The sequence below is a fragment of the Streptomyces shenzhenensis genome (assembly GCF_003688995.1).
GTDB lineage: Bacteria > Actinomycetota > Actinomycetes > Streptomycetales > Streptomycetaceae > Streptomyces > Streptomyces shenzhenensis_A.
In genome coordinates this window covers 89,165-108,752 of sequence record NZ_PENI01000022.1, presented here as the reverse complement: position 1 = coordinate 108,752, position 19,588 = coordinate 89,165, and the positions used below count along the sequence as shown (strand labels likewise).

18 protein-coding genes are annotated in these 19,588 nt (G+C 70.4%); 17 read left to right on the top strand and 1 reads right to left on the bottom strand.

What is annotated here, in order from left to right; all coding sequences use genetic code 11:
* Positions 1 to 27: 27 nt before the first annotated feature.
* The 13 genes from pstS to CTZ28_RS29300 all read left to right on the top strand — a co-directional run bounded on the left by pstS (position 28) and on the right by CTZ28_RS29300 (position 16,841).
* Positions 28 to 1,761, top strand: a complete 1,734-nt coding sequence (pstS, locus tag CTZ28_RS29365) for a phosphate ABC transporter substrate-binding protein PstS (RefSeq protein WP_121892736.1) — start codon at positions 28 to 30, stop codon at positions 1,759 to 1,761.
* Positions 1,758 to 4,337 (top strand): hypothetical protein, encoded by a 2,580-nt coding sequence (locus CTZ28_RS29360; RefSeq protein ID WP_121892735.1) that lies wholly within the window; start codon positions 1,758 to 1,760, stop codon positions 4,335 to 4,337. The genes pstS and CTZ28_RS29360 overlap by 4 nt, the downstream gene beginning before the upstream one ends.
* Positions 4,338 to 4,436: 99 nt before the next feature.
* The gene (locus CTZ28_RS29355; protein WP_220795441.1) at positions 4,437 to 5,447 is read left to right on the top strand and encodes a substrate-binding domain-containing protein; all 1,011 of its coding nucleotides are present in this window, start codon (positions 4,437 to 4,439) and stop codon (positions 5,445 to 5,447) included.
* 57 nt (positions 5,448 to 5,504) lie between these two features.
* Positions 5,505 to 7,079, top strand: a complete 1,575-nt coding sequence (locus CTZ28_RS29350; RefSeq protein ID WP_121892734.1) for an Ig-like domain-containing protein — start codon at positions 5,505 to 5,507, stop codon at positions 7,077 to 7,079.
* Between the two features lie 162 nt (positions 7,080 to 7,241).
* The gene (locus CTZ28_RS29345; RefSeq protein ID WP_121892733.1) at positions 7,242 to 9,068 is read left to right on the top strand and encodes a WxL protein peptidoglycan domain-containing protein; all 1,827 of its coding nucleotides are present in this window, start codon (positions 7,242 to 7,244) and stop codon (positions 9,066 to 9,068) included.
* Between the two features lie 46 nt (positions 9,069 to 9,114).
* Positions 9,115 to 10,053, top strand: coding sequence for a hypothetical protein (locus tag CTZ28_RS29340; protein WP_121892732.1), 939 nt, complete (start codon positions 9,115 to 9,117; stop codon positions 10,051 to 10,053).
* Between the two features lie 15 nt (positions 10,054 to 10,068).
* Complete coding sequence (locus CTZ28_RS29335; protein ID WP_121892731.1) at positions 10,069 to 11,403, top strand: Ig-like domain-containing protein; 1,335 nt, start codon at positions 10,069 to 10,071, stop codon at positions 11,401 to 11,403.
* Positions 11,400 to 12,350, top strand: coding sequence for a sortase (locus CTZ28_RS29330; RefSeq protein WP_121892730.1), 951 nt, complete (start codon positions 11,400 to 11,402; stop codon positions 12,348 to 12,350). Before CTZ28_RS29335 ends, CTZ28_RS29330 begins: the two co-directional genes overlap by 4 nt.
* A gap of 106 nt (positions 12,351 to 12,456) precedes the next feature.
* The gene (locus CTZ28_RS29325; RefSeq protein WP_259471868.1) at positions 12,457 to 13,236 is read left to right on the top strand and encodes a phosphate ABC transporter ATP-binding protein; all 780 of its coding nucleotides are present in this window, start codon (positions 12,457 to 12,459) and stop codon (positions 13,234 to 13,236) included.
* 191 nt (positions 13,237 to 13,427) lie between these two features.
* A complete protein-coding gene (locus CTZ28_RS29320) occupies positions 13,428 to 14,357 on the top strand; it encodes an alpha/beta fold hydrolase (protein ID WP_121892728.1) in 930 nt (309 codons plus the stop codon).
* A 383-nt stretch (positions 14,358 to 14,740) separates the two neighbouring features.
* Positions 14,741 to 14,905, top strand: a complete 165-nt coding sequence (locus CTZ28_RS47275; RefSeq protein ID WP_183154650.1) for a hypothetical protein — start codon at positions 14,741 to 14,743, stop codon at positions 14,903 to 14,905.
* A gap of 369 nt (positions 14,906 to 15,274) precedes the next feature.
* Positions 15,275 to 15,520 (top strand): class I SAM-dependent methyltransferase, encoded by a 246-nt coding sequence (locus tag CTZ28_RS29305; RefSeq protein ID WP_220795433.1) that lies wholly within the window; start codon positions 15,275 to 15,277, stop codon positions 15,518 to 15,520.
* A gap of 127 nt (positions 15,521 to 15,647) precedes the next feature.
* Positions 15,648 to 16,841, top strand: coding sequence for an ISAs1 family transposase (locus CTZ28_RS29300; RefSeq protein WP_259471862.1), 1,194 nt, complete (start codon positions 15,648 to 15,650; stop codon positions 16,839 to 16,841).
* Here CTZ28_RS29300 and CTZ28_RS29295 read toward each other — a convergent pair.
* Positions 16,824 to 17,711, bottom strand: coding sequence for an enoyl-CoA hydratase/isomerase family protein (locus CTZ28_RS29295; protein WP_121892725.1), 888 nt, complete (start codon positions 17,709 to 17,711; stop codon positions 16,824 to 16,826). The genes CTZ28_RS29300 and CTZ28_RS29295 overlap by 18 nt on opposite strands.
* 70 nt (positions 17,712 to 17,781) lie before the next feature.
* On the opposite strand from CTZ28_RS29295, the gene CTZ28_RS29290 reads away from it, so the two are divergent.
* The 4 genes from CTZ28_RS29290 to CTZ28_RS29275 all read left to right on the top strand — a co-directional run bounded on the left by CTZ28_RS29290 (position 17,782) and on the right by CTZ28_RS29275 (position 19,579).
* Complete coding sequence (locus CTZ28_RS29290; RefSeq protein ID WP_121892724.1) at positions 17,782 to 18,204, top strand: MerR family transcriptional regulator; 423 nt, start codon at positions 17,782 to 17,784, stop codon at positions 18,202 to 18,204.
* Positions 18,205 to 18,359: 155 nt separating this feature from the next.
* Complete coding sequence (locus CTZ28_RS29285; protein ID WP_183154649.1) at positions 18,360 to 18,872, top strand: class I SAM-dependent methyltransferase; 513 nt, start codon at positions 18,360 to 18,362, stop codon at positions 18,870 to 18,872.
* Positions 18,873 to 19,085: 213 nt separating this feature from the next.
* Positions 19,086 to 19,271 (top strand): hypothetical protein, encoded by a 186-nt coding sequence (locus tag CTZ28_RS29280; protein WP_121892722.1) that lies wholly within the window; start codon positions 19,086 to 19,088, stop codon positions 19,269 to 19,271.
* The gene (locus CTZ28_RS29275) at positions 19,268 to 19,579 is read left to right on the top strand and encodes a type II toxin-antitoxin system PemK/MazF family toxin (protein WP_183154648.1); all 312 of its coding nucleotides are present in this window, start codon (positions 19,268 to 19,270) and stop codon (positions 19,577 to 19,579) included. Before CTZ28_RS29280 ends, CTZ28_RS29275 begins: the two co-directional genes overlap by 4 nt.
* Positions 19,580 to 19,588: the final 9 nt, after the last annotated feature.

The window sequence follows — 19,588 nt, the reverse complement described above, 5'->3', positions numbered from 1 at the left end:
CACCACACCGACCAGGAGTCACCTGTCATGCCCGGACCGCCTCCGGCACCCCTCGCACGCCCGAGAGTGCTCACCGCTCTCCTCCTCTTGGCCGCCCTCCTGTTCGGTGCCGAGCCCGCCAGGGCCGCGACGTACGTGCCGATCTCGGGTGCCGGGTCCACCTGGAGCCAGAACGCGCTCGACCAGTGGCGGGCCAACGTCAAGCAGTACGGCATGACCGTGAACTACAACGGCACGGGCTCGTCGGACGGCCGCAACCAGTTCCGCAACGGCACCGTCGACTACGCCGTCTCCGAGATCCCGTACGGCATCAAGGACTCGGGCGTCGTCGACTCGCCGCCGTCCCGCAAGTACGCCTACATGCCGATCGTGGCCGGCGGTACGTCGTTCATGTACAACCTCACCATCGGCGGCAAGCGGGTGACCAACCTGCGGCTGTCCGGCGAGGTCATCGCCAAGATCTTCACCGGGCAGATCAAGACCTGGAACGACCCCGCCATCAAGGCCGACAACCCCGCGCTCGCCTCCGCGCTGCCCGCCCGCCGGGTCGTCCCCGTGGTGCGCTCCGACGGCTCCGGCACCACCGCGCAGTTCTCCACCTGGCTGGCCGATCAGTACCCCGCGCTGTGGGACGCCTACTGCCGCAGGGCCGGACGCAGCACCACCCCCTGTGGGACGACCTCCAACTTCCCGGTCGCCTCCGGCAGCGGCTTCGTCTCCCAGGCAGGCTCGAACGGCGTCTCCGGATACGTCGCCCAGGGCGGCAACGTCGGCACCATCACCTACGTCGAGTACTCGTACGCCGTCTACACGACCGGATTCCCGGTGGCCAAGGTGCTCAACAGGAACGGGTACTACGTCGAGCCCACCGCGAGGAACGTGGCGGTGTCGCTCACCCAGGCGGAGATCGAGGAGGACCCCTCGTCGCCGAAGTACCTGACGCAGAAGCTCCAGAAGGTCTACACGTACAACGACCCGCGCGCCTACCCGCTGTCGAGCTACAGCTACATGATCGTCCCGACCGCGCTGGAGTCGAACTTCAACGCCCAGAAGGGCAAGACCCTCGGTGCCTTCGCGTACTACTTCCTCTGCGAGGGGCAGCAGCGGGTGGACAACCTCGGCTATTCACCGCTGCCGATCAACCTGGTGCAGGCCGGACTCAAGCAGGTCCGCAGGATTCCCGGCGTGAACGTCGAGTCGATCGACATAAAGAACTGCCACAACCCGACCTTCTCCTCGGACGGCACCAACACCCTGGCCAAGACGGCCCCTTACCCGCCCGCCTGTGACAAGAAGGGCGCGACCCAGTGCGCGACCGGCACGGGCGGGGCCAAGGCCCCGACCAACGTCGGCGGTGGCAGCGGCGGCACCGGTGGCGGCGGCTCGTCCGGCGGCGGTACCGGCTCGGGCGGCGGCTCCGGCGGCGGGTCCGGTTCCGGCGGGTCCGGGGGCGGTGCCGGTTCCGGCGGCGCGGGACCGGGCAAGGCCGGCGGTTCCGGCGGTGCCTCCGGCGGCTCCGCGGCCTCCGGCGGCGCCACGATCGACCCGGAGACCGGGCAGGTCATCGGGGCGGGCGGCGCCTCGTCCGGCGGCACCGGCGACGGATCCGGCGTGGACGCCTTCGCCGTACCCGTCAACACCTCCCGGAGCATCAGCGGCGGCTCGCGGATCGCGCTGATGACCGTGGCCGGCGTGCTGCTGCTGGCGCTCACGGTCGGGCCCCCGCTGCTCACCCGCCGGCTGAAGCGGGGCACGTCGTGATCGCCGCGCTGCGCCGCTTCCTGACGACGTCCGTCGCCGTCGCCGTGGTCCTGCTGTCGGTGATCGGCACCGTGGTGCTCGTCTCGGCGCCCCGCCCCGCCGAGGCGGCCACCGGCGGATCCGCGACCACCGTCTCCGGCCAAGGCCCGTTCAAGGGCCTGAAGGTGACGGTCAGTCAGACGAGGGACCTGGTCAACCAGGTCATCAAGATCTCCTGGAAGGGCGCCGCCCCCACCGTCTCCGACACCACCTACGCCGCCGACTACCTCCAGATCATGCAGTGCTGGGGCGACGGCGCCGACGGACCGGACCCCGACCAGTGCCAGTTCGGCGGTTCCTCCGCACTGGGCGCGGGCGCCGGCAGCCAGGCCGCGGGCGCGTACACCAACACCCGGCAGCTCACCTACGGCAGCCTCAAGGACCCGGCACAGCAGCTGCCGCCGGCCTCCGACACGGGGATCTCGTACGTCCCGTTCCGCTCCGTGTCCGGTGACCGGATCACGAAGGGGAACTGGAACGAGTTCTACGACGTGAACACCACCAACGAGGTCCCCTACGCCCGCACCGGACCCGACGGCACCGGCGAGGTCTACTTCGAGACCCAGACGGGTCTTGAGGCACCCGGCCTCGGCTGCGGCGAGGTACCCGAGGGGGACTCCGGGGCGACGGCCGGGCGCAAGTGCTGGCTGGTCGTCGTGCCGCGCGGCGAGAGCGAGGTGGACGGCACTTCGTACACCGCCCAGGCCAGCGGCATGCTCCAGTCGTCGCCGCTCAGCGCGAGCAACTGGCAGCACCGGCTCGTCGTACCGCTGGGCTTCGAACCGATGGGCAGTTTCTGCCCGATCGGCTCCGCCGAGCGCAGCACCCTCGGCAACGAGATGGTCGCCGAGGCCATCACCCGCTGGCAGCCCACCCTGTGCCAGTCCGCGAACAAGACGATCTACGGGTACGCGCAGGTCACCGACGACACGGCCCGCGCCAAGCTGATCTCCGGCCAGCCCGGCCTGGTCTTCCTCGGCCGCCCGGCCACCGGCGACCAGGTTCCGTCCGGCAAACGGCCCGTCTACGCGCCCGTCGCCCTGTCCGGCCTGACCATCGGCTTCTTCATCGAGAGCCAGTCCGGCTTCAGCGCGCCCGACGCCGTCAGGGCCCGTGACGGCGTCCGGCTGACCTCGCTCAACCTCACCCCGCGACTGGTCGCCAAGCTGCTCACCGAGTCGTACCAGGACGGGAACTCGCGCTTCGCCAAGAGCACCGAGGGCAACCCCTTCAACCTGGCCCGCGACCCCGAGTTCCTCAAGTACAACCCCGACTACCAGGACCTCGACTTCGGCGGCGCCCTCGGCGACGTGCTCGTGCCCGAGGCGCTGTCCGACTCGGCGTGGCAGCTGTGGAACTGGGTCAAGAGCGACCCCGCGGCCCGCGAGTTCCTCAGCGGCACCCCCGACAACCAGGGCAGCTACGGCGATTCCGCCTTCGCGGGGATGAAGGTCAACCCGAACTACCGTGCCATGGAGCTGCCGCGGGCGGAGTTCCCGAAGAGCGACCCCTACTGTCAGCAGTTCACGGACCACCCCGACAGCCCGCTGTGCATCCAGGACAAGCACCCCTACGCCACCGACCTGCACGCCGCCGCCCGCTCCGCGGCACGCGGCGACACGCTGGCCCGCAGCACCTGGGACGCCACCACGATTCCCCCCGGCTACAAGAAGAACCCGCCGCAGGCCGCCGGCAAGCGGGCCGTCCTCGCCCTCACCGACACCGCGACCGCGGCGCGCTACGGCCTGGTGACGGCACGGCTGCAGAACGCCGCCGGCCGCTTCGTGGCCCCCGGCACGGCCGGGCTGCTCGCCGCACAGGCGGCGATGAAGCCGAGCGGGGCCGGGGGAGTGGACGAGCCCGACCCGACCACGAAGTCCGCCGCCGCCTACCCGCTCACCCTCCTCACCTACGCGGCGACCGTCCCCGAGGACCTCACCAAGCAGGAGGGCCGGGACTACGCGGCCCTGCTGCGGTACGCGGTGGGCGCGGGACAGCGGCCCGGCGTCGCCGCCGGCACCCTGCCCGAGGGCTACGCCGCGCTGCCCGGCTCGGTCCGCGCCGAGACCCGCGCCGCCGCCGACGCCATCGCCGCCCGCGCCGGCACCTCGGCCGCCGGCTCCGGCTCCGGCGGCGGAGACTCGGCGGGCGGTACGGGAACGGGATCGGGCTCCGGCAGCACCGGCGGCGGCGCGGGCGGGACCGGTGCAGGCGGCGCCGGAACAGCCGGCGGCCCCGCCGGGACGGGCCACGGGGACAACGGGTCCGGCGCCACCGGCGCCAAGGGCGCCTCCCCGGCCGCGTCCGCGAACCCGTCCGGCAGCCCGTCCACCGCGCCCGCGGCCTCGGGCGCCGCCCTGCCGGACACACCCGAGTGGGCGCTCGGCGCCGTGCGCTACGCCCTGCTGATCGCCCTGGTCACCGGCCTCGCCGCCGCGGTCTGCGGCCCCGTCCTGCCGACGGTGGTACCGCGTCTCGCGGCCGGCGTCGCGGCCTGGCGCGCCAGGGACAAGACGTCCGGCGATCCCGGGAGGTGATGCCCGACTCCGCCTCATCGACAGGTCCGCGCCAACGAACTGTCCGAAACACCGCGCCGGGCATCACCCGGCGAAAGCCTAACCCGAGAGGTATCGCACGTGAACAAGAGAATGGCAGCCGTCGCCGCCGTCGGCCTGGCCGGACTGCTGACGGGCACCATGGCCGTCACGCAGGCGTCGGCCGACCCGTCCGGCACGCCGACCTACCGTCAGCTGTCCGGCGTCGGCTCCGACACGACGCAGGACGTGATGAACGGCCTTGCCAACGCCATCACCATCAACGGCACCAAGGTGATCGGCTCCTACGACGCCACCGGTTCGGCCAACGTCACCACCAAGGACCCCGCCACCAAGCCGGGTTGCACCATGGCCCGCCCGAACGGCTCCGGCGCCGGCCGCACCGCCCTGCAGAACTCGCTGCAGGCCAACGGGGGCGCCGGTGACGGCTGCCTGGACTTCTCCCGTTCCTCCAGCCTCAACCTGGCCGCCTCCAACCCGGGCCTGACCTACGTCCCGTTCGCCGTGGACGCCGTCACCTACGCGATCACGCCCACCGGCACGGTGCCGCGCAAGCTCTCGCTGAACGACCTCAAGGCGATCTACCACTGCGACGCCAACTACGTGGGCACCGGCCCGAACTACAGCCTCTCGGTGCTCCTGCCGCAGGCCGGTTCCGGCACCCGCCAGTTCTGGGAGGCCCAGATGGGCATCACGGACGCCGACGTGGTCGCCGGTGTCTACCCCTGCATCAAGGACACCAAGAACGGCAAGTCGGTCCAGGAGCACGACGGCCGCGTCCTCGACGACAAGTCGATCGTCCCGTTCTCCATCGCCCAGTACAACTCGCAGGCCTCGCAGACCATTGCCGACCTGCGCGGACGGGCGATCCTCGGCACCATCGACGGGCTCGCGCCGACGGTCCTCAACTCCAGCTTCGGTGTGAAGCGCGACGTCTACAACGTCATCCCGACCAGCAAGATCGGTACGGCGCCGTACAGCCAGGTCTTCGTCGGCTCCAACTCCCTGATCTGCCAGCAGGCGTCTGTCATCAACACCTACGGCTTCGCGGCCAACCCGAACTGCGGCGACACCAGCAAGCAGACCCCCTGACACTGCACAGATCTCCGTAGATCCGCGCAGAGATCCTCGTAGAAGGAGAGCACGACAGTGCTGAAGAAGACATTCTCGCGAGCCCTGGCGGGCGGTCTCGCGAGCCTGGTCGCCGTGCCGGCGGGTGGCCTGATCATGGCGCCCTCCGCGGCGGCCGCCGAGATCGGCACGGCCGAGGTCACCCCGGCCACCGGCTTCGACGACTCCGGCGTCAGCCTGACCACCTCGGGCGCCTGCCCGGACACCGCCACCAACGTCATCGTGTCGGTGACCGGTCAGGGCTTCCCGGCCGAGGGGCAGGGCGTGGTCGGCAACTCGCCGATCAGCACCTACCCGACGGCGTCGAACGGCGGCATGGTCATTCCGCTGACGCAGACCATGCGCGACTACGCCAACACGGCGGGCTTCGCCACGCTGACCGGCAAGTACACCTTCACGATCACCTGCCGTACGGCGTTCAACGGCACCAGCCAGGGCGACTTCACGTCGTCGGTCTGGTTCACGTCCAACACCGAGTACCAGAACACCGACCCGGCGTCGAAGATCGACACCACCACCTCCCTCGCGGTGTCCCCGAACGCCCCGGTCGCCGCGGGCACCCCGGTGACGCTGACCGCGGCCGTCGGCCCCGCGGGTGCCGCCGGCCAGGTCCAGTTCCGTGACAACGGCCAGGCCCTGGGCAGCGCGGTCACCGTCTCCGGTGGCGAGGCCAAGCTCACCACGAGCGCCCTGGGCGCGGGCAACCACTCGCTGACCGCCGTGTTCACCCCGTCGAGCACCGCCTACAACGGCTCGACGTCCAGCGCGGTCGCCTACACCGTCGAGGCCGCCCCGGCGACCCAGACAACCACCGCCCTGGCGGTCTCCCCGTCCGGTACGGCCGAGAAGTTCAGCCCGGTGTCCATGACGGCCTCCGTGTCGCCGACCGCCGCGGCCGGTTCCGTGAAGTTCCAGGACACCGTGGGCGGCACCACCACCACGCTGGGCACCGTGCCGGTCGCCGCCGGCCAGGCGTCCTTCACCACCAGCAGCCTGCCCGAGGGCGATCACTCCTTCACGGCGGTCTTCGTCCCGGCGAACTCCGACGCGTACACCGGCTCCACCTCCGGCGCCGTCCCGTACGTCATCGGTGCGTTCAGCGGCGTCACCGCCTCCGAGGACATCACCACCACGGTCGAGTCGGGTGCGCTCGTCATCAGCGTCGACGACCCGCACGTCACGCTGCCGTCCCCGCAGCTGACCACCAACGGCGACCTGCTCACCACCGCGGGCGCGATCAACCCGGTCACGCTCACCGACACCCGTGCGGGCAACCCCGGCTGGTCCGTCAGCGGCCAGGTCACCGACTTCTCCGACGGTGGTTCGCACCAGATCAACGGCCAGAACCTCGGCTGGACCCCGAAGGTGATCGACAAGGGCGCGTCCCAGACGGTCACCGCGGGTGGCGCGGTCGCCGCTGCCAACGGTGTCGCTCCCGCCGACGGGGGCTCGGCCGGCCTCAAGCCGTCCCGCTCCCTGGCCAACGGCACCGGTCTGGGCACCGCCCACCTCGGCGCCGACCTCGCGTTCAACGTGCCGACCTCGACCGTGGCCGGCACCTACACCGCGACGCTCACCCTGACGGCCATCTGACCCGTGCGGATGACCGAGGGGGCGGCTCCTCATTTTTGAGGACCGCCCCGGGCCGGGACGGGCACCCCACCTGTCCCGGCCACCCCCGCACTCCCCAACGTCCCGCCCCGTCCCCGCTCCACCCCGCACCGGTCTCGCTCGCGCTCGAACGGACGACGTCTCATGATCACGACCTCAGCCCGCCGCATTGCCGCCGTCCTGGCCGCCTGCCTCCTCGCCGTCCTCCCGGCCACGCATGCGTCGGCCGCGGCACCCGGTGCCGGCGGAACGGGGCGTACCACGTTCGGCGTTCAGCCCTCGGCCGCCAAGAAGCCGGACACGCGGCCCAACTTCTCCTACGGCGCCACCCCCGGCGCCCGCGTCACGGATCACCTCGCTGTCTTCAACTACGGCAAGAAGCCCCTGACGTTGAGGGTGTACGCGCAGGACGCGTTCACCACCGAGGACAGTGGCTTCGACCTGTTCGCGGCCAAGCACCGGCCCACCGACGTCGGCTCCTGGATCGAGGTCGGCAAGAGCCGGGTGAAGGTACCGGCCCGCTCCCGCGTCATCGTGCCGTTCACCCTGAGCATCCCGCCGAAGGCGACCCCCGGCGACCACGTCGGCGGCATCGTCGCCTCGCTCGCGGCCACCACCACCGACAGGAAGGGCGACCGGGTCGCCGTCGACCAGCGCGTCGGCGCGCGCGTCTACCTCCGCGTGGCCGGTGAACTCACCCCCCGGCTCGCCGTCGAGGACCTGCGCACCGTCTACCACGGCACCGCCAACCCGTTCGGCACCGGCTCCGCGACCGTGACGTACACCCTGCGCAACACCGGAAACGTACGGCTCGCCGCCCACCAGACGGTCCGGGTGCGCGACGGTCTCGGCGGCACCGCGAAGACCGCGAAGCTCCGCGATGTGCCCGAACTGCTGCCGGGCGACGCGATCCATGTGAGCACGTCCGCCACCGGCGTCCGCCCCGCGTTCCGCGACACGACCACGGTCACGGTGGACCCCGAGCCGGTGCGCGGCGACATCAAGCACCGCATCCTGCCCCGCGTCACCCGCACCGCCGCCTTCACCGCCGTACCGTGGGCGCTGCTGGCCCTGGTTCTCGTGCTCGCCGCGATCGTCGCCATCGTGGTGATACGCCGCAGGCGGGGCCGTAACTCCCAGGCCGTGTCCGTCCGTTCACCACGCGCGACGTCCGGCGCCAAGCAGGCGGTCGGCCTCACGGCGGTGCTGCTGGCCACCGGCGCGCTCCTCGCGGGCACGCCGACCGACGCGCGCGCCGCCACCGGCGGCATGCTCGCCGTCACCCCCGCGAAGGGCACCGACACCGAGCCCATCACCCTCACCGCCGAGGCGCCCTGCCCCACGAAGACCGCCAACGTCATCGCCCGCGTCAAGGGGGCCGGTTTCCCGCGCGACGGACAGATCGTCGTCGGCAACGCGCCCCTCTCCACCTACGCGAAGGCGTCGGGCGGCGGCCTTGCGATCCCGCTGATCTACACGATGAAGGACTACGCGAACATCGCCGGGTTCACCGACCTGCGCGGCACCTACACCTTCACCGTCAGCTGCCTCAAGGGCGCCTTCGACCCGACGAGCCTGAAGGACTTCACGGGCTCGTTGGACTTCGAGCGGAAGAACGCGTACCGGGACGGCACCAAGGTCGCGCTGCCCAAGGCGGCGGAGGGCACCTCCGGCGGGGCCCCGGCCACCGGCGCTCCGGCCACGGGAGGCACGGCCGCCCCGGCTCCCGGACAGCAGGGACAGCCCAACGGCCTGCCCGTGCCCGCCGAGACGCCCAGCGGCTCCGCCCCGGCCGGATCCGCCCCCCTCGACGCGGCGCGCGCCGGTGCCGCCGAGGACTCGACCGGGTCCTCGCTCAACGCCTGGGCCGTGAGCGGCTTCGGCGTCTGTCTGCTGGCGCTCGTGGCCGGCGTCGCCCTCTGGGTGCGCGGCCGCCGAGCCGGGGCCGAACGGCCCGACACCGGCGAGTGAACCCCCTCGCCAGCCCGTCCTGAAACACCTTCAAGGGAGAAACACCGTGTCCTTCACACCTCACCGACCCCGGCTGTCCAGGGCGGCCACCGTCCGGGCGGGCGCGCTGATCGCGGCCTGCGGCGCGGCGGGGCTGTTCGTCTCCGCGGTGACCGTCGCCCAAGCGTCGGCCGCCGAGTCCGCCGGCGCCATGGAAGTGGCCCCCACGACCGGCGCGGACAGCGACGGGATGCATCTGACCACCTCGGGCCCCTGCCCGGACACCGCGACCAACATCATCGTCTCGGTGAAGGGCAAGGGCTTCCCGGCCGAGGGCCAGTACGTGGTGGGCAACTCGCCGATCTCCGCGTATCAGACCGCGCAGAACGGCGGCCTCCTCGTGCCGCTGTCGGAGACGATGCGGGACTACGCCAACACGGCGGGCTTCAGCACGCTCCAGGGCCGCTACGACTTCACGCTCACCTGCCGTACGGCGTTCAACGGCACCAGCCTCGCCGACTTCACGGCGCCGATCTGGTTCACCTCCAACACCGAGTACACGGCCACGGACCCGTCCGGTCCGAGCACCTCGCCGACCGCTTCGCACACCACGTCCGCGACCCCCTCGGACACCGCCGAGCCGTCGGACACCGCCATCCCCAGCGACAGTTCAGAGCCCACCGACAGCTCGGAGCCCTCCGACACCGGCGAGCCGACGGACAGCGTGTCCCCCTCGGACACCTCGGCCTCCGACGGCGGTTCCGCCGATGGTGGCGCCGGTGGCGCCGGTGGCTCCGGCGGCTCCCAGGACGTGTCGACCGAGGTCAACGGCGGTGCGTCCGGCGGCGGTTCGGGCAGTGGCAACGGTTCGCTCGCGGCCACCGGCGTCGACGCGGGTGCGCTCGGCGCCGTGTCGGCCGCGCTGGTCCTCGCGGGTGTCCTCGTCGTGCGCCGCGCCCGCGCGCGCGAGGACTTCGACGTCACCACCGACACGACGAACGTCTGAGCGGGAGGAGAGACCATGCGCTTCACGACGACACGCTTCACCAAGACACGTTTCAAGGCCGTACGCATACCGCTGGCCGCGACGCTCGTGTCCCTGCTCGCCGCAGGCTCGCTCGCGCTCGGCACCGGCGGAGCCCGCGCCGACGTCCTCGGTGCGATGGAGGTGGCCCCGGCCACCGGCACCGACACCAGCGGCATCCTGCTGACCACGTCCGGCACGTGCCCGGAACCGGCGACCAACCTCATCATCTCGGTGCGCGGCTCCGGCTTCCCCGCCGAGGGCCAGATCGTGGTGGGCAACTCGCCCATCAGCATCTACCCCAGCGCCCAGAACGGCGGCATCGCGGTCCCCCTGACGCAGACCATGCGCGACTACGCCAGCACCGCGGGCTTCACCACCCTCCAGGGCCGCTACGACTTCACGCTCACCTGCCGCATGCCGTTCGGCTCCACCACCTACGGCGACTTCACGGCGCCGATCTGGTTCACGTCCGACACCACGTACCAGTCCACCGAGCCCGTCACGGTCACGCCCACGACCACCCAGCTCACCGCGAGCCCGGGCAGCCCGGTCGTCCAGGGCACGGCGGTCAAGCTGACCGCGGCCGTCACCCCGGCCACCGCGACCGGCACCGTGAGCTTCCTCGACGGCACGACCGAGCTCGGCAACCCGGTCACGGTGTCCGGCGGCAAGGCCACCCTGACCACCAGCTCGCTGGCGGTGGGCGCCCACACCCTCAAGGCCCGGTTCACCCCGGCCGATCCGGCGGTGTACGGCGCTTCGGACTCCCGGCCGCTGCCCTACACGGTGAAGATCAAGCCTCCGGCGGTCGTCAGCGCTGCGAAGGTGACCGGTACCGTGCGCGCCGGCTCCACCGTGACCTGCGCGGCGTCGTTCAGCGGCGCGACCTCCGTGTCGTACGCCTGGCTCAAGGACAGCAAGGTGATCAGCGGCGCGACCGCGAAGACCCGCACGCTCAGCGGCACGGACTACGCGCACAAGATCGCCTGCCGGGCCACCGCCACCAACAGCACCGGCAGCACGCCCTCGACCAGCCCGGCCGTGACCGTGGCGCTCGGCCCGGCCCTGAAGGCCGTGACGAAGCCGTCGGTCGGCGGTACCCACAAGGTGGGCTACAAGCAGACCGCCAAGCCCGGGACCTGGAAGCCGTCGGCCACCTCGTACAGCTACGTCTGGAAGCGCGACGGCAAGACCATCAGCCGCGCCACCAAGTCGACGTACACCCCCGTCCGCGCGGACCGCGGTCATCGGCTCACCGTGACCGTCACCGCGAAGCGCACCGGATACGCCAAGGGCACCGCCACCTCCGCCTCGGTGAAGATCGGATGACGGCACCGGTCACCTCCCCCGCCCGGCCCGTGGCAGCCGACTCCGCGTCGGCTCCCGGGCCCGGCGGGGCGCGCCCCACCCGCCCGGTACGCCCCACCGCGGGGCCCGGACTGCGGGTGGCCAGTGCGGCGCTGAGCATCCTGGCCGCGCTGCTGCTCGGCTTCGTCGCCGATGCCGGTCTGGTCGGCAATCTGCGACACGCCCGCGACCGACAGGTCGACTACGCCACCTTCCGCTCCGACCTCGCCAACGGCGTCGCCCCGGTCGGGCAGTCCGCGGGCGGCGGCCGGGCGCCGAAGGCCGGGGAGGCCGTGGCCCTGCTGGAGATCCCGCAACTGGGGCTGCGCGAGGTCGTCCACGAGGGCACCACGGCCGACGCCCTGTCCCACGGCCCCGGCCACCGCCGGGACACGCCCCTGCCCGGCCAGTCGGGAATCAGCCTCGTCATGGCCCGCCAGGCGACGTACGGCGGGCCCTTCCGGCGCCTCGGCGAGCTGAACAGCGGCGACAAGTTCACCGTGACGACGGGTCAGGGCAAGCACATCTACCAGGTGATCGGGCCGCGCCGGGCCGGTGACCCGCAGCCGGCCGCGCCCGCCGAGGGCCACGGCCGGCTCACCCTCATCACGGCCGACGGCACCCCGTTCATGCCCCGCGGCATCCTGCGCGTGGACGCCGACCTGGTCTCGGACGTCCAGCCCACCCCGGCCCCGGCCGTCGCGGCGGGCGCCCTGCCGGAGGAGGAGAAGCCGATGGCCACCAGCGCCTCGGCCTGGCTGCCGCTCGTGCTGTGGGGCCAGGGCCTCGTCCTCGCAGCCGCCGCCCTCACCTGGGCCCGCACCCGCTGGGGCCGGCCGCACACCTGGGTCGTGGGCGTCCCGCTCCTGGGTGCGCTGGGCCTGGCCACCGCGGACCAGGCGCTGATGCTCCTGCCCAACCTGCTATGACCGCCCGCCCCGCCGCCCGAACCGCTCCACCGTCGACGAAGGACAAGCCGTGACCGACCAGACGACCCAGACCGAGACCACACTGCACCTCCCGGCCGTACCCGGGGTGAGCGGCGCGACGCTCGAGGCGCGCCGGATCTCGGCATGGTTCGGCGACCACAAGGTGCTCGACCGGGTGTCGCTGACCATGCCCGCCGGCCTGGTCACGGCCCTCATCGGCCCCTCCGGCTGCGGCAAGTCGACGTTCCTGCGCATCCTCAACCGCATGCACGAACTCGTCCCGTCCGCGTCACTGGCCGGTGAGGTCCTCGTGGACGACCAGGACATCTACGCGGCCGGGCAGCGGCTGACCGAGGCACGCCGGACGATCGGCATGGTCTTTCAGAAGCCGAACCCGTTCCCCGCGATGTCCATCTACGACAACGTCACCTCCGGACTGAAGCTCACCGGAACCCGGATGAACGGCGACGCCAAGGACGACCTGGTGGAGGAGTGCCTGGCCAAGGCGGGGCTGTGGAAAGAGGTCCGGGACCGGCTCCGCCAGCCCGGGGGCGCCCTCTCCGGCGGCCAGCAGCAGCGCCTGTGCATCGCCCGCTCCCTCGCGGTACGGCCCAAGGTCCTGCTGATGGACGAGCCGTGCTCGGCGCTGGACCCCACGTCCACGCGACGCATCGAGGAGACGATCCGGGAACTGGCCCACGAGGTCACGATCGTGATCGTCACCCACAACATGCAGCAGGCGGCCCGGGTCTCCGACCAGTGCGCCTTCTTCCTCGCCGAGCAGGGCACCCCCGGCGCCATCGTCGAACACGGGCCCACGGACACGATGTTCGCGAGCCCTTCGGATCCCCGCACCTCCGACTACGTGGAGGGCCGCTTCGGCTGACCGCCGTGCGATCCCCGGCGACGCCGGGCCCGCTGTCGATTCCGGTGATCACGTGCGGGTGTCAACCCCACCCCAGGCATGGCACCACCCACCCCGTGGACACGCATGCCAGCCGGATGGTGTGAGCACAGCACTGCGCGAATGCTGGTTGTGCAGGCAGCACAGCACACTCAGCCACCAACGGAGTCACCATGTCACGCACCCATCGGCGTTCCCTCAGCCGGTCCTTGTCGGTACTCGCCCTGCTGGCCCTGACCGCCGGGGCGGTCACCGCCTGCAGTGACAGCGATTCCACCGCCAAGGACTCGCCCTCGTCCTCGGCCGGTTCCTCCACCTCACCCGGCACGGCCCGGGCGGGGGAGGCCAAGCTGCACCTGGTCGACAACGACGGCCACCGCCTGGCCTTCTACGTCACGCAGGGCAAGGGCCCCACCATCGTGCTGGACGCGGGCGGCGGCGAGGACTCCTCCCAGTGGCACGACCTCATTCCCAAGATCCAGGAGGCCACTGGTGCGACCGTCGTCACCTATGACCGGGCCGGGATGGGCAAGAGCGATGTGGTGCCCGGCGCGTGGAGCGTGGAGAGCGCCGTCAGCGACCTCAAGGCGGGGCTGGACGAGCTGGGCGTCACCGAGAACGTGACGTTGGTGTCCCACTCCCAGGCGGGCGAGGTCGCGACCTACTTCGCCAAGGAGAACCCGAAGATGCTGTCCGGCGTGGTCCTCGTCGACGCCAGCCTGCCGCCGCTCTACACGGACGAGGAGATCACCCGCCTCGCCGCGGCGGCCCAGCCCCAGGTCGACGCCGCGAAGAAGGACCCGGACAAGCCGCAGAACCGCCAGCTCATCTCCACGGCGGAGAGCTACGTGCCGATGCACAAGGCGTACCACAAGGTCTCCTGGCCGAACTCGGTCCCGGCGACGGTCATCGTCTCCGAGAAGACCCCGTTCGACGGCTCACCCGAGGACGTCCAGCGCTGGAAGGACGCCGCCAGGACCTTCGCCGCCGACGGACCGAACCGGACGCTCGTCACCGCCGCCAACAGCTCCCACGACATCCCCAAGGACCGCCCCGACCTCATCCTCAAGGAGATCGAGACCAGGGTGACGACCCAGCGATAAGAACCGCGAACCCCGATGCGGCGAGCGCACGCGTCGGGGTTCTGTGCATCGCCCCAAGGCGCGGCCGGAGGCCTCGATGTCCTCGACGGCGCGTGCGTGGCCAAGTGCCCGATCACGACCCACGGCACGTCGAGCGGATCGTCCGGGAGGAACCGGTTGGATGCAGCGCACGGCGCTGCTCTGCGCCAAGTCAAGCGAGGCAATCGAAACGGGTATGTCCTCTGGCGGGCAAGCCAGAGTCGGGGGCCGGGAGGTCAGGAGTAGAAGCCTCGGCCGCACTCTTCGCGGCTCAATTCCCGCGCTGAAGGTCTTGGCTGACCGCACTGAGCGAGGACGAACGCGTCGATGCCCTTGGCCGAATGGTGACCGACACGGAAATACTGATGCGTCTCCGTGCCGCGGGAGTCATCGTCCTCCCCCACGCGCAGCCCGTGAGCCGCATCGTCCGGCCCACTGTCGACGACGTGATCCGCGACGGCGACACCGTGCTGCTACGGCTCGGGGAACCCGCCTCACCGTTCCCGAACCGGTCGCTGCCCTGCTGCTGAATCACATCGCGAACCGCGACAACATGAACACCGCCACCGCCACCGACCCTGCATCCCACTGGCTCTTCCTGGGCCGCCCGGGCGGGCCGGCCGTCCCGCCCGGATCACCTGTCCGCGCTCCTGAACGAGGTCGGGGTCCCGGCGGCCGAAGACCACCACCCGGCTCCGCAACGAGACCGGCGGGACATGGAGCCGATACGCCCCGGGGGATCACACAAGGTCACCAGCGGGCTGGGTTCCTCGGGGAACCGGCGACAGCTGAAAACGAGCCCACTACTATCAGGCCCCAAGTCGAGGCAGCCGTTGATGGGACGCGCCCTTGGTCGCACAAAACCGCTCGCAGTTGGCAGCCACCGGCGCGATGCTGTCATGATGCCTGCAGAGACCGCTTACCACGACGAACTCGGCGACTACTTCGCGAAGAACGCCGACACCAGCCCCTACAACGCGCACACCGACCGACCCGCGATGCTCGCACTTGCGGGGGACGTTGCCGGGCTGAAGGTTCTCGATGTCGGCTGCGGGGCCGGGCACTACGCGGCCGAACTCTTGGCGGGCGGCGCCGAGGCAGGGTCTTTGCGTGATGGGGATTGGTCCGGTTCGTGCATGACGTGACGTCATGTCGCTTGGTGAGGGCGTGAAGTAGCGCAGAACGACCACAGGTGATCATGTGGGTGTCGAGTCCAATTGATCACCGAGCGAGGCCGTGCCTGCCCCTGTATCACCTCCTATGCCCGAAGCGTTGGAGCATCTGGCCCAGGCCGATGCCCCAGCTCCGGTCGCCGACGCTGTCCGTTTGCGGGACTTCTTCGGCCTGCTGCCAGATCCCCGCGACCGCCGGGGCTGCCGCTACCCGCTTGGTGCGCTGCTGTGCGCGTCGGCCGCGAGCGTGCTGGCCGGCGCCCGCTCTCTCACCGCGATCGGCGAGTGGATCACGGACGCTCCGCAGTGGGTGCTGCGCGCATGCGGCTTTGCGGCAGATCCGCTCACCGGTGCCGTACCGGTGCCGCATCCGGCCACGGTCCGGCGCCTGCTCGCCCGACTTGACGGCGATGTACTGGATGAGGCAATCGGTGCTTTCCTCGCGGCTCGCGCCAGACAACCGGAGCACGCTGTCGGCAAGCGCCCAGCACTGCGGGCGATCGCAGTGGACGGCAAGACGCTGCGCGGCTCACGCCATGCGGGCCGGGCGGCCGTCGCGCTGCTGGCGGCGATGGAGCACACCGGCGCCGTGCTCGCCCAGCGGCAGATCGCCGACAAGAGCAACGAGATCCCCGCTTTCGCCCCATTGCTCAACACCGTAGACCTCACCGGCTTAGTGGTCACCGCCGACGCCCTGCATACCCAGCATGGCCATGCCACCTACCTGCGCGAACGTGGTGCCCACTACCTCGCGATCGTCAAGAAGAACCATCCCGCGCTATACGCCCGCGTCCGCCAGCTCCCGTGGCGGGACATCGCCCTGGACCACTACCAGCGCACTCGCGCCCACCACCGCATGGAGATCCGCAGGCTGAAGACAGCCGCGTTCACCCACCTCGACTACCCCGACGTGGCCCAGGCCCTCCAAGTCGTGCGCTGGCGACGCGAGTCGGGCACCGGCAAGCTCACCATCGCGCGTGTCTACCTGATGACCAGCCTCAAGCCCGGCGAGGCCACCGGTGAACAACTCGTGGCCTGGATCCGCGGTCACTGGAGCATCGAGAACCTCCTGCACCACGTCCGGGACCGGACCTTTCGCGAGGACGATTCCAAGGTCCGCACCGCGCACTTGCCACGCACCATGGCCAGCCTGCGGAACCTCGCCCTTGGCGGCCACCGTCAGGACGGCCGCACCAACATCGCGGCCGCCCTCCGCCACACCGCACGCGACTACGAGCGCCCCCTGACCGCGCTCGGACTCGCCGGACGAAAAGGATCAATCGGATTCGCGTGATACCCGAGTGGCAGCCTTGTCCGAAAGTTGCGGCGTCACTTCTTGCTGGGCCTTGTTGAGGATCTCTTCCAGGCGGAGTTCGCCCTCGCGGGTCTGCACACCGGCGGCAAGCAGCTTGTGGGCGGTTGCGGCAACCTCGGGGAAGGAGAGCCGGGCGGCGAGACTGCTCTCTGTAGCCAGGTCCCGTTTGGTGTAGTCGGCCGCGTCGACGGCCATCTTGACGATGCCGATGACGGTCGGGCCCAGAGCAGCGATGCGGCGCGCGAGCACGGTGACGAATGTGTCGAGTTCGTCCGCCGGAAGGGCGCGGTTGACGAGACCGTAGCGTTCGGCCAGCTCCGCGTCGGCCAGCTCGCCGCCGAGGATCAGTTCGAGTGTGCGGGCGCGGCCGATGAGGGAGGTCATGTACTGCGTGCCTCCTCCGCCTGGGTAGATGCCCATCAGAGTCTCCGGCTGCGCCTGTCCAGACGTTCCGATCGCCGCGAAACGCATGTCCAGCGCCATGGCGAACTCGTTGCCGCCGCCACGCGCGAAGCCCGCGATCTTGCCGATGGTGACCTGGGGCAGCGACCGGATCTCCTCGTTCACGGCCTGCACCACGTTGGTTCCGGTGGGCAGGTCACCGCCGGCGGACATCAGCGCCGGATCGGTGAGGAAGCGCATGTCACCGTGCGCGATGAAGAACTGCGGGTCGGCGCTCTCGAACACGATCACCTGTACCTTGTCGTCGGTACGGACCTGGGAGGCGAAGGCCATCAGCTCCTTGATGAGCTCGCCGTCGAGCAGGTTCAGAGGCGGATGATCGATTATTACGGTCGCGACGCCGTGTCGGATGTCGACGCTGATGGCAGACAGGTTCGAGTAGGTCATGGAGGTACGCTAGAACTTCACATCTATGTGAAATTCAACTGTTTGTGACGACGAACACACCGGAGACCGGATGCGGATCGGAGATCTGGCGGCGCGGACCGGGGTGAGCACCCGCTCCCTGCGCTATTACGAGGAGCAGGGCCTGCTCGACAGCAGCCGCAGCCCCGGTGGTCATCGCCACTACGGAGAGGAAGCTGTCGACCGGATCGCGTACCTGCAGCGGCTCTACGCGGCGGGTCTGTCCAGCCAGACGATCGTCAGCCTGCTTCCCTGCCTGCACTCGCCCAGCACTGCCACCTCCGACGGGGCTTTCGACCGCCTGCTCGAAGAACGCGACAAGCTCATCACGCACATCTCCGGGCTCACACGTACCCTCGAGTCCCTCAACGAGCTCATCGCCGCCAACCGTGCACACCGCCCCGCTTCCGTCACCGACCCGGACCCCGGACAACCCGACGAGACCGAGCAGGACCCCGCCCACCTGTCTCGGTGAGCGTCGACGCGTCTGTCGTATAGAACGACAGCCGAGATCGCTCGCCGCCCAGCCTTCGCACCCGGCGAGCCTCGAGTCCCGCGGCAGCAACACCACCCTGTGGAAAATGCCTTAATTCGACTTAAATCAACTCAAAAGGCAAACACGCAAAACCCTTGGGTGCCGAGGTGGTCGGAATCGACGGTAGCGCAACTCTGCTGAGTCACGCGCGGGAGCGATTGGGCGACCGGGCCGAACTGCGCATGCACGATGCGGAGAAGCCGTTGGACTTCGTCGACGATGCGTCGTTCGACGGAGTCGTGTGCGCATTGACGCTCCACCATATCGCTGACCGGCCGCGTCTCCTCGGCGAGCTACGACGCGTCCTGCGTCCGGGCGGGTGGCTGCTGGTCTCGACGACCCACCCGACGGCTGACTGGCGGAGATTCGGTGGTTCGTACTACGCCGACGACTGGGTTGACCTCCCTCTCGCCGGAGGCCCGTTGGCAATCCACTACCGACGCATGTCGCTGGAAACGTTCCTGAACGAACTGCTGGCCGGCGGATTCATGCTTGAAGGACTCATCGAGCCTCGCCCGACGTCTGTCCTGCGAGAACTCGACGAAACGGCCTACAACAAGCTCCGACAGGCTCCGTGCTTCCTTGCTGTCAGGCTCCTGCGGCCCTGACAGCACGCAAATCTCCGCTCCCCGCGAACGTGCACAGTCACTGCCCCGTCTCGCCAAGCGCTAGAACTGGCGACACTTCAATACGCGACCTCGTCAATACTGAGGCCGTTCACCGCCAGCCCTCACGGCGCTGGCGATCACTCCTGCCTGCGTCAACTTCAGCACCCACCCGCAGATTGCCGTGACGGCATGCTTGACACTAGATTTGGTGTCATGACTGCCATCACGCTGCGGATCCCCGACGCGATGGACAAGCCGCTGCGCGAAGCCGCGGCAGATGCCCCGTCGCTCAACGACTACATCCTGCGGGCCGTGCGGCGTCAGATGACGCTCGACGCGGCCCGCAAACTGGCCGCCATCGAGCCCCTGGACCTGGCGGGCGAGGGCGACGCCCTGTGATCATCCGCAAGGGCGACATCTGGGACGTCGACACCGGCAAAGGGACCCGCACCGTTCTCGTCGTCAGCCTCGACGGGCTGGCCGAGGCCTACGGCGCAGTCGTCGTGCTGGTGCTGCATGCCCCGGCGCAGCACCCCGACACGGCGATGAGCGTGCGCCTGAGCGCTCCGGTCGACGCCTCCGTCGTCGCCGTCAACCTCCTCCAGCTCTCCGCGTCCCGCTTCGACGCCGGCACGCATCACGGCAGGATCGGCCCCGAGCAGCAGGAGCAGGTCGACAACGCACTCCGCGCAGTGCTCGACCTGTGACGCTCCCGG

Excerpts from the sequence above, each read along its gene's own strand:
- pstS (WP_121892736.1), top strand. The coding sequence starts at position 28 with ATGCCCGGACCGCCTCCGGCACCCCTCGCACGCCCGAGAGTGCTCACC.
- CTZ28_RS29345 (WP_121892733.1), top strand. The coding sequence starts at position 7,242 with ATGATCACGACCTCAGCCCGCCGCATTGCCGCCGTCCTGGCCGCCTGC.
- CTZ28_RS29335 (WP_121892731.1), top strand. The coding sequence starts at position 10,069 with ATGCGCTTCACGACGACACGCTTCACCAAGACACGTTTCAAGGCCGTA.
- CTZ28_RS29330 (WP_121892730.1), top strand. The coding sequence starts at position 11,400 with ATGACGGCACCGGTCACCTCCCCCGCCCGGCCCGTGGCAGCCGACTCC.
- CTZ28_RS29320 (WP_121892728.1), top strand. The coding sequence starts at position 13,428 with ATGTCACGCACCCATCGGCGTTCCCTCAGCCGGTCCTTGTCGGTACTC.
- CTZ28_RS47275 (WP_183154650.1), top strand. The coding sequence starts at position 14,741 with ATGCGTCTCCGTGCCGCGGGAGTCATCGTCCTCCCCCACGCGCAGCCC.
- CTZ28_RS29305 (WP_220795433.1), top strand. The coding sequence starts at position 15,275 with ATGATGCCTGCAGAGACCGCTTACCACGACGAACTCGGCGACTACTTC.
- CTZ28_RS29295 (WP_121892725.1), bottom strand. The coding sequence starts at position 17,711 with ATGACCTACTCGAACCTGTCTGCCATCAGCGTCGACATCCGACACGGC.
- CTZ28_RS29290 (WP_121892724.1), top strand. The coding sequence starts at position 17,782 with ATGCGGATCGGAGATCTGGCGGCGCGGACCGGGGTGAGCACCCGCTCC.
- CTZ28_RS29280 (WP_121892722.1), top strand. The coding sequence starts at position 19,086 with ATGACTGCCATCACGCTGCGGATCCCCGACGCGATGGACAAGCCGCTG.